The organism is Candidatus Hydrogenedentota bacterium, from assembly GCA_035416745.1.
In the GTDB taxonomy this organism is placed as follows: domain Bacteria; phylum Hydrogenedentota; class Hydrogenedentia; order Hydrogenedentales; family SLHB01; genus UBA2224.
In genome coordinates this window covers 1-13,345 of sequence record DAOLNV010000119.1, presented here as the reverse complement: position 1 = coordinate 13,345, position 13,345 = coordinate 1, and the positions used below count along the sequence as shown (strand labels likewise).

7 protein-coding genes, 6 tRNA genes and 1 pseudogene are annotated in these 13,345 nt (G+C 59.5%); 6 read left to right on the top strand and 8 right to left on the bottom strand.

Annotation, left to right across the window (positions count from 1 at the left end):
- Positions 1-60: 60 nt before the first annotated feature.
- Both PLJ71_21130 and PLJ71_21125 read right to left on the bottom strand, forming a co-directional pair.
- A pseudogene (locus PLJ71_21130) lies at positions 61-288 on the bottom strand (formylglycine-generating enzyme family protein).
- A 346-nt stretch (positions 289-634) separates the two neighbouring features.
- On the bottom strand, positions 635-1,477 hold the full coding sequence (locus tag PLJ71_21125) for a hypothetical protein (GenBank protein HQM51192.1): 843 nt from the start codon (positions 1,475-1,477) through the stop codon (positions 635-637).
- A 257-nt stretch (positions 1,478-1,734) separates the two neighbouring features.
- Here PLJ71_21125 and PLJ71_21120 point away from each other — a divergent pair, with 257 nt between their 5' ends.
- On the top strand, positions 1,735-2,139 hold the full coding sequence (locus PLJ71_21120; protein ID HQM51191.1) for a nitroreductase family protein: 405 nt from the start codon (positions 1,735-1,737) through the stop codon (positions 2,137-2,139).
- A 1,391-nt stretch (positions 2,140-3,530) separates the two neighbouring features.
- On the opposite strand, the gene PLJ71_21115 is transcribed toward PLJ71_21120, so the two are convergent.
- From PLJ71_21115 to PLJ71_21095, 5 genes are all read right to left on the bottom strand, one after another.
- Positions 3,531-3,606: transfer RNA gene (locus tag PLJ71_21115), tRNA-Thr, on the bottom strand.
- 8 nt (positions 3,607-3,614) lie between these two features.
- A tRNA-Phe gene (locus tag PLJ71_21110) sits at positions 3,615-3,690 on the bottom strand.
- Positions 3,691-4,041: 351 nt separating this feature from the next.
- A complete protein-coding gene (locus tag PLJ71_21105) occupies positions 4,042-5,991 on the bottom strand; it encodes a hypothetical protein (protein ID HQM51190.1) in 1,950 nt (649 codons plus the stop codon).
- A gap of 256 nt (positions 5,992-6,247) precedes the next feature.
- The gene (locus PLJ71_21100) at positions 6,248-8,794 is read right to left on the bottom strand and encodes a thiamine pyrophosphate-dependent enzyme (protein HQM51189.1); all 2,547 of its coding nucleotides are present in this window, start codon (positions 8,792-8,794) and stop codon (positions 6,248-6,250) included.
- A 408-nt stretch (positions 8,795-9,202) separates the two neighbouring features.
- A complete protein-coding gene (locus PLJ71_21095; protein HQM51188.1) occupies positions 9,203-10,327 on the bottom strand; it encodes a hybrid sensor histidine kinase/response regulator in 1,125 nt (374 codons plus the stop codon).
- 823 nt (positions 10,328-11,150) lie between these two features.
- Here PLJ71_21095 and PLJ71_21090 point away from each other — a divergent pair.
- Positions 11,151-11,573: a sigma-70 family RNA polymerase sigma factor gene (locus PLJ71_21090; protein HQM51187.1), complete on the top strand. Its 423-nt coding sequence runs from the start codon at positions 11,151-11,153 to the stop codon at positions 11,571-11,573.
- Between the two features lie 86 nt (positions 11,574-11,659).
- On the opposite strand, the gene PLJ71_21085 is transcribed toward PLJ71_21090, so the two are convergent.
- A complete protein-coding gene (locus tag PLJ71_21085; protein HQM51186.1) occupies positions 11,660-12,556 on the bottom strand; it encodes a sugar phosphate isomerase/epimerase family protein in 897 nt (298 codons plus the stop codon).
- 183 nt (positions 12,557-12,739) lie between these two features.
- On the opposite strand from PLJ71_21085, the gene PLJ71_21080 reads away from it, so the two are divergent.
- The 4 genes from PLJ71_21080 to PLJ71_21065 all read left to right on the top strand — a co-directional run bounded on the left by PLJ71_21080 (position 12,740) and on the right by PLJ71_21065 (position 13,174).
- A tRNA-Thr gene (locus tag PLJ71_21080) sits at positions 12,740-12,815 on the top strand.
- A gap of 43 nt (positions 12,816-12,858) precedes the next feature.
- A tRNA-Tyr gene (locus tag PLJ71_21075) sits at positions 12,859-12,944 on the top strand.
- 56 nt (positions 12,945-13,000) lie between these two features.
- Positions 13,001-13,077: transfer RNA gene (locus PLJ71_21070), tRNA-Gly, on the top strand.
- A gap of 21 nt (positions 13,078-13,098) precedes the next feature.
- Positions 13,099-13,174: transfer RNA gene (locus tag PLJ71_21065), tRNA-Thr, on the top strand.
- Positions 13,175-13,345 lie beyond the last annotated feature (171 nt).

Genomic DNA, 13,345 nt, shown 5'->3' with positions numbered 1-13,345 from the left:
AAGAGGACATTTCTAACGAGATAAGACTGAGGACATTTCTAATGTGGTTTGACACTTCACATCGTTCCAGGTCACTTGCTCCACGGGACGGTTGGCCCCAGCAAAGTACGACGGATTTGTACCCACCACCGCTTCCCACTGGGCTTGAGTTACCTCATACTTACCCATCCAGAATCCCGGCACCGTCACCTGATGCTGCGGATCTTCAGACCAGGAACTGTTCTCTTCGCCAGAATACCGGCCCATCATAAAGGTCCCTCCGGGAATCCACACCATCACCAGCGGCACGTTCCCCGGAAGCCAGATGGTTTCCTCCTCACCGCCATCATCGTCATCGGCCGGCGGACAACCGACCACCGCGGCGGCGATAAGAAGTGTGGAGAGGACAAGAATCCCGTAAGGACAGCCAAGGAAGTCACGCATTTTTGCATCCCTCCAGAACCAAGGCACGTAAAGACATGCCCTATTGTTGCACCTGCATTTGAGAGACGCGCACAACCCGATTCTATTGGAGGGGGTTTGGTGTGTCAATGGTAAAAGACTCGATAGGCGACTTGTGAACGCCCCGGGGCAAGTGGGCCGGCTGAGGGGCGCTGTCAAGCGCCGCCTCCGTCCGGGTGTTGTGCTCGCTCTGTCACGGCACGTGAATTCTCTGAAGACCATCGAACTCTATATAGAATTGGTCCCCTCTGTATAGAGGCGCCTTTCCTGAAAACCGTTCGGATAACGGGATGAGATTTCCCTGTTGGTCGTGCAGAATGGGCGCCGACGAAGCAAGGGACACGCCAGCAAAGAACCCATCATAGCCCTTGAGCGGTGGATTGAGTTTCTCCAGACCGATCCACTTCGATATCGCTCCATCTTCGGGTTGCTTCAAGTGGCGAACAAGCACCCAACATGTATTTCCAGCAGCATCATCAAACCATATCTGGGGGTTTATCTGGAGAATATCGCAGAAGGACAAGATCCTGCTCCGCTTGTCGTGCTCAAGGTGGTTTCTGACAATTTGAATGACGAAGTTGTGCAGCTCCCATTCGGACATTGGCATGTTCTCGTCCGTAGCCACCTCGTTTGGGACAACGCTCTTTCCTGTGGTGATATGTGTCAGGTTCCATTCTGCATGTGCTGGCTTCAGCTCCGGAAGCATGATTGGAAAGAGACAGGGAACGAGGTTGTTCTCCGTTGTGGCCGTGATGAAACGGTCACGCTCCTGCCTCGAGAGATAAGACTGCTGGGAATCGCGCAGGTCAACCAAGACGGAAAACACCTGATTCTTATAGCCGAAGGTAAGATGGTCGAATGATGGACAAGTCAACTCAGCCTTGATCCACTTGTAATCGCGAGATTCTTCGACGCATCCGTTGTTCTTGTTGAACTGCTCCTGCAACCGTAATCCAGCAATGTTGCGAGCCTTCAAGAACAGCTGCGAAGGTTCGGGTCGGTCGATCTGGTATCCGGGCTTTTCGAAAATGCTCATGCGTAGTCCTTCTTTATGAATCTGTGGGCTAAACAACGGATATGTGTTTTCTTCACAACACCTTTGAGCCGCGCGATTGCGGCACCAAACCCCTCCGGCAATGCTGGCACACAGCCTGTGATTTGCAGAGCATCAAGTCATGTTCTGCAAAGAACGCAGGGGGGATATAGGGCCTCTGTATAGCGCCCCTTCGTTCTCCTCTCTACATCCCATTGCCTTGCGTCAATCCCCCGTAGAACAGCCAGCGCGTCCATAGGATGCTAGATGAATGCAGTATATCACAAAAGGCACCGCCCACCGAGGATACGCAAGCGGCTTCCGGACAAAACCTCGTTCTCGCTTCCCTCCTCACTGGCGGCCAGTTGTTGCTCATCGGCAACGAAGATTCACGAATTGTGGCTCATGTCGAGGGGAACATCCACCTGCCCGAGGCCAACGCAATGCTGGCGCTGCACAATGCGTCGCTACTTGCCCAAACCATGGGGCTGGGGAGCTTCCTGGTGGGATACCTGGTGGGCGCGTGCGGACGGGACCGGAGCATACCCGACTTTCTGGGTGTCCCGAGGACGCACCGGGCTCACGGCGCCTTGGCGCTGGGCTGCCCGGAGCAGACGTTCTCGCGGTGGCCGAAACGGAAGCCGCCGAAGGTCACCTGGAGATAACGCCATGCCTCCGCGTTTTGTGGGCCAGCCCGTCAACGACATGCTGAGGCCGTGCCCCCGTCTGACTGAATCGGCTCGGTCCAACCAATCGATCCGCGGACCCGCGGGCTGCAGATGGGGAAATTCGAACCTGTGGCCGCAGATAACCCCTTTGGACGGGGGATGACTTGGTCACAGTATTGATACGAAGATAGCTGGGTTACAGGAGAAGGGCAGACCGCATAGATGATTCGCCTCCGGGAATGGGCGAGTCGGCGAAAGACGTCGATACATCATGTGAAAAACGGGCCATGCGCAAGGACACAATGAACACCGATAGCTCACGGTGCACGTGCGTAAACAAGGGTGTTCAAAAATTTCACAAATTTTGTGCGAACGACTGTACACATCGCCTCCTGGTCGCGTTTCCCCCCTCGCCCCCCCTCGGTCTTCTCCGCACGCGCTAGCTGGCCGCGGTTACTCGATGCCCCGACGGACGGGCCGCTCGCTCGCTCCGGAAGCGGAAAACCGATCGGCCTCGGCGCCCTGCCGAATCAGCACGCACACGGCCGCCATGTTTCATGACTCGACGGCGGTTGTGCCGAACGCATGCGCCTCGCTGCTCGCGGGCTGGCGGGGCGTGCATGGGAAAGGCGCGTCTCCGAGACTAGCAGGAATAGCAGGACTAGCACGGCCTTGCTGCGCTTCATCAGCTCACCTGTTCACTCCACGCTCAGCACAAGAGGTGCGGCACATGCTCCGCCCCTTCGACATGTCCCGCTCTCGAGCAAGGCCGTTCCTGTCGCGGGGCGCGGACTTGTCGGCGATGCAGGGGCGTGCGGCCGGGCTCCGCATCTCAGCCACGGCGCGAGCTGAGACAAAACTCTCGACTGTAGGCTGAGGGATGCTGCCCACGTAGAGCCATCATTGAGGTGCCTTCTCATATTGGCTTCGACAACCACTTTCCATTCCCACGCATGCAGCGAGAAGCAACGCGCCAAACGCATCGACGAGCCTTTCCCGCGGCGTGGTGAAGCACTCTGGCCTTCGATGAAGGTTGTGCCCCATCTCCGCTCGCCGCGCGACACCGAGGGCTTTTCTCGCGGGTGCCAGCCGGCACTATGCCCTGGCGCATGCCGCCCAACCAGTCTGCACTCGGCTGGCCGCGGCAGAGAATCCGCTGCATCGCAAGTCAAGAAGCGCTCGAAGGGAAAAAGCCGACGGAGGGGTTTTGTCAGTTCTGTCAGCGCTTTCGGCATGTATCACTGTCGACGCTGAATCGGGATGACGCGGGGGAAGGGCATGCCCAAACACACCGGCGATACCCAGTGAACCGGGACTTCTTGGAGTTAATGCGGCGTTAAGACAAAGAAAAAGGACCCACGGGAAATCCTGCAAGTCCTTGCGTTTCATGGAGCTGGAGGGGGGAATCGAACCCCCGACCTCATCATTACGAGTGATGCGCTCTACCGACTGAGCTACTCCAGCGAAAAAAATGGTGCCAAGGGGCAGAATCGAACTGCCGACACGCGGATTTTCAGTCCGCTGCTCTACCAACTGAGCTACCTCGGCACGGGTGAAATCATACAATTCGGCGAGGGCGGAAGTCAACTCGAGCGAGGTTCGATGTTTCCGCTCAGCAAGGCGGAGATGTCGCGGGACTCTGAGGCAATGCCGCGGCCGGGTATTCAAATTGGATGCATTGCGGGGTCCTGCATCGAACAAGAGAGCCTGTCAAACACTCGCCGCATCCACTCCACCACGGATGACAGCCGCCTGGTTATTTGCGCAAGCTGCCGTATGAACAAGACAAGACATTCTCCGGAACTTGGTCAGAGGCCATTGATTGTTCTCACTGAGCGCATGGGTCAGGTCCAAAGAAAGTCGTCCCGAGAACGCGCTGCGTGGTCCGGGCGAGTTTCCTTACAGCCAGATGCAGATGATGGGGGTCTGGGGCGCGGGGAGCGGTTTTGTCGGCGGCTGCGAGGTCAACGTGATGCCGTTGTGAAGCTCGACGGCCGCGACCATCGTCTCTTGAGTCTCGAACGAGATGGTCCACTTGTCCGAAGACGGGCTTTCGGGGCCGCGCCATGTTGCCTGTTGGTTTATTGGCCGCGGCGCCAATTCCAGTGCGATGTATTGCGCCGCGGGGTCATATCGGACAGGGGCGGTGGTCAGGGAATCGGTGCGCGCGAGCCGGGCATCAGCCGAGATGCAGGCCAATTCAATGCTCGAGCGGTGACATTTCGCGATGCAGATCAGCGGAAGCGCCTCGCGCGGGAACTCCGGCGGCGGCGTCCGCAAGTTCGCACCCCAGCTCAACAGCAGCCGTAACCATTGCGCGCCGGACAGGTCTTCCGGGAACATTGCCTTCAATTCCGCCGGCTGCTCGAGATCGGCTGTCCAGACGGTGTTCAGCGCCGCGGCCCGCAACGGCCACGAACAGGGGCACCCATATGCCGCGGTGTCGAGGTCCGTGCTGAGCCCTTCGGGAAGGGCGATATCCGCGGATTCCTCGAGAGCCTGTTCGAGGAGCGCTTCGGCGTGGTTGAATTTCCCCGCGCCGAGAAGCCCCTGAATGTGGGCCAGCGACGCCGTCTTGATACCGGACTGGGAACACGCGTCGCGCAGGCGTATCAGAAACGCGTCGACCTCTTGTGGATCCGGCGGTGGAAGCAGGAGCCGGGCTTCGTCCGCGGGCCGGCACGCGATGGTGATTTCATGCGCGGCTTCGTGAAGCAATTCGTTGGCGAGGGCCGCACGCGCGCGCCACAGATGGGTGCGGCGCTCATCCGGCCAGGATGTTTCGAAGTAATCCATGCGCGATTGAAGGCGGGCGTACTGGCCGCCGGCGAAATCCTGTTGGGCGGCTACTTCGTAGTTTCGCGGATTGTTTTTGTCGGCGGGATGCACTCCGCTGATGTTGATTGACACGAGAAGCGCTACAGGTGCAAGCGCGAAAGCCCACTTCGGCGGCAGTGGAGCGAGGCGCCTCTCTGCCTGCGCCGCTCCCGCGGCGATACCGGCGAGAAAACCCCAGAAAAAGCGGAATTCCAGGGGAAACAACAAGGCAAAGAAGGCCAGCCCGGCCAATATGTGCATGGTGTCTTCCGAAATCGTGTAGCGCATCTCCCGCCAGTGGATGAACGACTTGGCGAGGATTCGGGCCAGAAGCCAGCCCCCGATGAGCGCGGCGAGGGCCGTGGCCTTTGACGCGAAATGGTCCGGAGGCCGCCAGCGTCCCACGGCGCCAAGAGAAAAACTCAGCAGACAGACAAGCGCCACAAACAGCGGCAGCGCCAGCGCGAGAAGCATCCGGCGCGGGAACGTCGCGGCACTGTCGTTGCGCAGGAAGCGCGACGCTGCCGCGGCAAGTCCGACGAACAGAATCAACGCGCACTCGGTGATAGTGTGTCCGAACGGGGCGAGAATTCCTGTCTCGAGCGAGTATGCCGAAGGCGGAGGAGACTGGGCGGGAGCGAGGAACTGGAAAAAGAAGAAAATGACCGTGTACACAGCGAGGGCGCCGACAGAAAGGGCCAGCGCAGCTACTACGTCGCGCGCGAGCGCCGGTCCCGCCGATCGCGCGGCGGTCATGCCGAGGAGAATGGCCGCGGCCCCCTGCGCGGGGACGGCCCGCATCGGCGGCAGCGCCAGAATGAGTAACGCGCACGAAGGCCACAACAATTCGAAGCGTACCCCGACATGGCGCGTATGCAGGTAGTCGGCAAACTCGAGGGCGATGACGGCGAGCGTCAGCAGCCACGTCAGCCGAATGTTGAGCCCGGGAACGAATAGAAAAGCATCCCAGGGAGCGGCCGCGGCGAACAGCACATAGAGCGTGGCGCGCACCATGTCCAGGCGGGACCTCATTTCATCGTCTCCGTGGGGGCGGAACGCGGCGCAGGTACGGCTTGCGGCGCACTGAACCAATGAGCGCACAGAGCCACGACGGCGAATGTCACGAAGATCAGCAAGGCAATTCGCCGTTCGCGGCGCATTCGCTGGATGGCATCCAACATCGGCTGACTTCCCCCGCGCGCCCGTACCGCGCGCAGTCTTATCCCGCTGGCGCGCGGATTATAGCACACGCGCGGGCAGGTCCCGGGCGGGCGCCCGGCGATCGTGCTTACAGCATTCCTTCTTTCGAGAGGCGCATGAGCTCGGCGGGGTGACGAGGTTCGCGCGCTTCATAGCCCGGCAACGGCTTGACCTGCGTGTGATAGGCGTCCAGGAAACTCGATGGCAGCGGGTAATAGTCGTCCTCGAGTTCGGCGGGCGGCACGATCCAATTCTTCGCGCCCACGACGGCGGGCGGAGCGTCGAGATAGTCGAACGCCAACTGCGTGATCTGCGCCGCCACCGTATGCAGGTAGCTGCCGCGCTCGCAGGCATCGCTGCCCAGGATGAGCTTGCCGGTCTTCTTGACCGAGTTGTAGAGAATCTCGTAATCGAACGGGACGAGGGTCTGGCCGTCGATCAGCTCGACCGAGAGGCCGTATTCGCTCTCGAGCCGTTTCGCGGCGTCGTATGCGCGGTACAATGTGGCGCCGAACGTGAGTATGGTAAGGTCTGACCCTTCTTTGAGCACTTCGGGCACGCCCAGCGGCACCGTGTAGTACTCCGCCGGGACACCGCCCTTATGGAAGATCTCGGTGACGTCGTAAATGCGCTGGCTCTCGAAATACACGACCGGATCGTTCCCGCGCAACGCCGCCGCCATCAGGCCTTTCGCGCTGTAAGGAGTCGCGGGGAAGCACACCTTCAATCCCGGCATATGGGCGCACAGGGCGGTCCAGTCCTGCGAATGCTGGGCCCCGTACTTGTTGCCGACCGATACGCGTAGCACCACCGGCATGCGGCAGTACCCGCCCGACATGGCGGTCCATTTCGCGAGCTGATTGAATACTTCGTCGCCCGCGCGGCCCATGAAGTCGCAGTACATCAGCTCGACGAGCGGCCGGCCCCCTTCGAGTGCGAAACCGACGGACGTTCCTGCGATCGCGCCTTCCGAGATAGGCGAGTTGAACAGGCGGCGGTACGGCAGGGCTTCGGTCAGGCCGCGGTACACCGCGAACGCACCGCCCCAATCGCGGTTTTCTTCGCCGTATGCCACCAGGCGGGAATCGTTGTAGAAATGATGCACGATCGCCTCGAAAATGGCGTCGCGAAGGCTTACGGCCTTGCTTTCTTTGAGCATGGTGCCGTTTTCGTCGAGCCCCGACCGGGATTTCTTGGCGATCTGCTTGACGCGCGGGTTCTCTTCGAGCGGCATCAGAACGTCGTCCTCGCGCTCGAGACCGGGCAATTTCGTTTCATCGGCGTTCGTGAACATGATCTCGGCCAGCCCCGTGTGGGGGGTGAGGACCATGCGCGGCGACAAATCGTCGTTCGTCGCGAGTCTGCACGCCTTCGTGACCTTCTTCGTGACGTACGCCTGGATGATGTCCAGGTCGGCGTGAGACGCGACGCCCGCGTCGACCAGTTTGGCGCCGAATTCGGTAATGGGGTCGACCGCGCGCCACATCTCGATCTCTTCGCGTTCGCGGTAGGAAGACTGATCGCTCGGCGAGTGCCCGGTCTGGCGGTAGCACTGCACATCGAGCAGGACGGGCCCGTCGCCCGCCTCGACAATAGCCTTTTTGCGGGCATACGCATCCGCCAACGCCAGCGGATTGTTGCCGTCGACCGTCTCGGCGTGCATGTTTTCGGGGTTCAGGGCCGCGCCCGCGCGCGACAGGTACTCGAACCCCATGGTTTCGCCGATGGGCTGGCCGCCCATGCCGTAGAAATTGTTCATGAAATTGAAGATGATGGGCAATCCGCCCCGGCAATCGCCTTCCCAGAGCGTTTTGAACTGCGCCATACAGGCAAATTGGAGGCCTTCCCAGACGGGTCCGCAGCCGATCGATGCGTCGCCGATGTTCGCTACGACAATGCCCTCCTGGCGGCGTACGCGTTTGAACAGGGCGGCGCCCGTTGCGATGTCGGCGCTGCCGCCCACGATGGCATTATTCGGAAACACGCCGAAGGGGATGAAGAACGCGTGCATCGAGCCGCCCATGCCCCTGTTGAACCCGTTCTTGCGGCCGAAGACCTCGGACAGCAGGCCGTACAGGAGGAAGTCGATCCCGAGCTCCTCCTCTTCATCGCTCGAGAACCCGCTCTTGGCTTTGCCGGAACCTTTGCCGTTCAGCCGCAAACCTTGCCAATCGGGTTCGTGAGCCTCGACCATCTTCAGGATGGCGCCATCGAAGTAGTTCTCCATGATGTCGCGCAACCCGCTGCCCTTGAGTTCGTAGATCGCGCGCAGGCTCTTGGCGATGATCTCGCCGTGGCTGCGGTGGCTGCCGTAAATGTGGTCGGCCACCCTGAGGTGATACGCCTCGCCGACGGCCGCGCCTTCTTGCCCGATCGACAGGTGAGCGGGGCCCAGGTGCTTGTATTCGATGCCCTGGTACGCCCCCAGCTTCTTGATATTGTCCAGCATGGTCTCGAACTCGCGAATGATGCACATATCGCGGTAAATTCGCAGGCACGCCGCGGGCGTAATGCCCGAATCGCTCTCGAGCTCCTCCGAGACCGTTTTGTTGTATGCGTTCACGGCAATCGAGCCGAGTTCGATCACGGCTTCTTTGCGCACTTCTTCCGGGACAATCATCAGCTTCTTCGTCATGAGCTAATACCTTTGATTCGCAGGGGTTCCGTACGGGAGCAGCCTGTATGACAAATCCTCGGCCAATGGGCCGGTCATGGCAGAACTCAAATAGAGTATACCCCAAACGGCGTGCCGATTTCATATGCCGCCAGGGTGTCGCTCCCCTGCTGGGGGGTGACCGCCCTACCAGTCATATTACATTGTGGGCCCGGGGCCTCCCCGGGGGCCTTGTCGCGCGGGCTTTCCGCCCGCCGTCTTCAAGGCGGTATGGGCATCTTCAACACGCACGATTCACGGTGCTTGAGTCGCGTGGGCGGGAGGTCTTCGGGCCGCAGGCGTTGCGCGGGCCGCGATATCGCCATAGCGATGGAGATGGGTGAACCGCTCGGAAACCCGGACCCGTTCGTCTTGGACAAACCCTCGGGCTTAGCCGCAACTTTCCCGTGGGCTGACGGCGTTTCTATGGGCGGGAAACACGAGTTTGAAACAGGCGCCGGGGCCGTCTACGTCCTCGAGAGTCACCCGGCCATTGTGTTTGGTCATGATGCTGCTGACCGCTGCAAGGCCGATGCCGGAGCCCTTGTCGCCTTTGGTGCTGAAGAACGCTTCGAAGATCTTGGTCTTCAGCTCGGGGACAACGCCCGGGCCGGTATCCCGAATGGTGAGGCAAATGCTGCCGTTCTCGGCCCAGGTGCGAACATAGATCGCGCGCGGTTCCTGCTGCGTTTCCATGGCCTGGCAGGCATTGGCAATCAGATTGAGGAGTGCCTGGCGCAACAGCACGAGGTCGCCATAGCACACCGGGATGTCGGTCGCGAGGTCTTTCTCGATGCGAATCCCCTGGCGCATCACGACCGGTTTGGCTACGTCCAAGCATGATTCCACAATGTCGTTCAGCCCGAGCATCGAGAACGCGTTGGTCTGGTGGCGCAGGAAACCCATTGCCTTCCGCACCAGCGTGTTGCAGTGCTCGGATTGTGAACGGATGAGGTCAAGGCGCCGCTCGAGACTCGCCAGCCCCTCCTTCGGAACGATCAGGTCCACCTGGCTGCCTATAACGGAGAGAGGCGTCCCCAAGTCGTGCAGAATACCCGACACAAAACGCCCGACCGATTCGAAACGGTTCGCATCGAGCGCCAAGTCCTGGAGCCGGCGGCGCTCTCTGTCATGTTGACGCTGCTCCAACGCTCCCTGCACGTGAGCCAGCAGTTCGTCATTGTCAAAAGGCTTCTCGATGTAGGCAAAGGCTTTGTAGGTTACCGCCTTCATCGCGGTGTCCAACTCGCCGAACCCCGTCAAGATGATGACCTCGATGTCCGGAGCGCTTTCCTTGACCCACTTGAGCAAATCCACGCCGGACTGACGCGGCATGCGCAAATCGGTGATGACCAGGTCAACCGGGTGTGAGGCAAGTATTTCTTGCGCTTCGGCCACGTTACATGCCAAGAGAACCTCGTGGTTCTCTTTGAGCAGCATGCGCAACGCTTGACGGGGACCGTTCTCGTCGTCCACTACCAGTATGGTGCTTCGTGTTTCAGTTTCGGGCTGCACGGCACTTCCTCTCAACGTTTCTGCCCCTTCAATTCCTTCCATTCCCCCGGGATTCGGACATACATTTTTCCCCATCTGTCAACAAAACTCTCCACGTTTCCCCCGCAGAAAACGATGAGATTCAGCCTTTCTCCCTTGAGCAATCCACATGCCAACGTCAACAATTTACCCTAAAACGCTGAAAATGTAAAGGTTGTGCAAATGTCGAGTAACCGGACGCCTGTACAAAAATGAACAACGGGAGGAATGGGGGGCGATCCGGGTTCAAAAATGTATGGTCAAAGAGTCACAATTCCTGCCTGGAAGTATGCATATCCCCACGCTTATCAAGGGTTGTTTTCCCGTTTGCGAGTTGCTTTTCGATGGTTATTGTGATATTAAGTGCACATAGAAGTGACCTCAGGCGAAGCAAAGAGGCAGTTTTTTTCAAATTCTGAACGAGAGATTGGGACGAACGATGCGCAAGACCAGTTTTTCAACCGCGATGTGGCCTACGGCGGGCACGCGTGCCCGTCGCGCGGTGCTAATTCATTGCGCCTGCGGTTCGCCCCGAGGGGAGTCTCGTATAGAGTAACGTAGAGTACATAGAAACAAGAGACGCCGCAGGCGAACCCGGAGTAGCCTGCGGCGTTCTTTTTTTCGCGGTGTTTTCGCCCGATATCCGGACGGAAGAGAAGACAGCGAGGCAAGGAGGAAGACGCGATGCGAACTTTGCGAACGGCCTTTTCACATTGGCACGCGATTGTGCCGCTAGGCGGGGATGATGGAACCAGGAGCGGTGAAGTAACGCAAGACGAGAGGTCAAACAAGGGAGTGTGTAGTCATGTCCGGGTTCAATTCGGACTTCTGGGAGATACCCACAAGTTCAAAATACCTTGAGAATGTTCCGTCCGAGCGCAATTTGTGGTTCGAGACGGAGCAGGACCGGGAACGGCGGTATGCCCTGCAGGATTTCTTCCAAAGCGTGCTGCCGGCAATCAACGCGCTGATCGAGAAGCACCTTACGGACCGGCAGCGGGATATCCTGCGCCTGTACTACTTTAAGGGAATGACGCAGGTCGAGATCGCTGAGACGTTGTCGCTGACGCAGTCGACGGTCAGCCGGCACCTGTTCGGCACGACTCGCGCGGGCAAGAAAGTTGGCGGGGCGATCGCGAAACTGCGCAAGCTGCTCGAGAAGAACGATTATCAGGAAGTGTCATGCGCGTTGAAAGCCCTCGAAGGCCGCATGAAACAAGCGTCTTGAGCCAGCGGGCAACGCGATTCGGCCGCAGGCTAACCTTGGTTGCGCTCGAGAACTCACAGTCCTGGTTTCTAGGGTCGTGGTCCGGTTCAGGTCTTCAAAACCTGGCGCAGCCGGTCCAGGCAGACTGGGACCGCGGACATCGGGTCTTCCTTGCCTTCGTATTCCAGGGCGGCGTAGCCGCGGTAATTCGCATTGCGGAGGATGCCGGCGATGCGCTCGAAGTCGGCATCCTCGACGTCTGTCCCGTCGGATGTACGGACCTGGATCTTGACCTGGACGGTCAACGCGAGATGTGCCACCGCCGCCATGTCTTCGTAGGGATGTTCGCGGAAATTCCCCGTGTCCAGATTGATGCCGAGCCATTCATGGTTCACGTTTTCGATGATACGCACGAGGGCTTCGGCCGAGTCGGTAAGATAGCCGTGGTTCTCGATGGCCAGAAAGACGCCCCGGGAGCCGGCGTAATCACAGCACGCTTTCATGCCCTCGACCATCCAGGCGAAATCCTTCTGGGGATCTTTCTGCTGGCCCGCGAAGATGCGGATGCACGGCGCGCCGAGCTCGAGGGCGTGGTCGATCCAGGTATGCACGTGCTTGATCTCGGCGTCGAGTTCCTCGCCCGGGGGCAGGCAGAAATTGTTGCGAATCGGCATGCCGGAGATGTCCAGCCCGAGACGGAACGCCTTGGCCTTCAGCGAATGGATGTAGGCAGTATCCTCGGACGAGAAGTAATACGAAGTAGGCTCGATGGCGTCGAGGTTCCATCCGGCGGCCATGTCGCACAAGTCATGCAGGCTGATCTTGCCGGGTTTGCCGCCTTGGGGCAGATACTCGCGGAACGAGTACGCGGCGATGCTCAGTCCAATCCTGGGTCCGTGTTGCGGGGGAGGCGGGGTTTCGGCCGCTCTTGCGCTGGCGCCCAATGTGCAGGCGGTTGCGGCGGCGAGGCCGGAACCGAGAATCTCGCGTCGTGTCCATCGCATAGGTATTTCCCCTCATAATTGACATGCTTTACGTTTTGCCCGGTGTTTGATAGAATCTTGCCATAACCGTGTAACAAAAGGCGAACGCCTCGGATGCGGGGAAGACGGCCGGCAACTTGACATGCTTTTTCCCGCTTTGCTATAGTACGAAGCGCCGCCTTCCGGCGGCGTTTGTTTTTTGGCGCTGGCGTAGCTCAGTCGGTAGAGCAACGGATTTGTAATCCGTAGGTCGGGGGTTCGACTCCCTTCGCCAGCTCCATTCGGAAGGACAGTTCGTGGCAGCGCCTGTTCTTTCGGACAGTGGTGGGCTGCCCGAGTGGTTAAAGGGGACGGGCTGTAAACCCGTTGGCTTACGCCTACGTTGGTTCGAATCCAGCGCCCACCACCATTGCTTATATCGCTGGCGCCTTGCACAAGGCGCGCAGCGTTGGATGATAGAGACGGGCGGGAATAGCTCAGTTGGCTAGAGCGTCAGCCTTCCAAGCTGAGGGTCGCGGGTTCGAATCCCGTTTCCCGCTCCATTTTGATGCCGGCTGCTACGGGCCCGCGTAGCTCAGTAGGTAGAGCACCTCCATGGTAAGGAGGGGGTCAGCAGTTCGATTCTGCTCGTGGGCTCCATCTTCATAATGACTGGTGAAGGTGGGTGCAAGAGGCAAGAGTGCCACAAGCGCCGTCACCATAACGCTTTTTCGATAACGGTACAGGGCTTGGACGCGCAAGGAGGTTATTGTAGACATGGCCAAGCAGAAATTTGAGCGGACGAAGCCGCACGTGAACATTGGCACGATT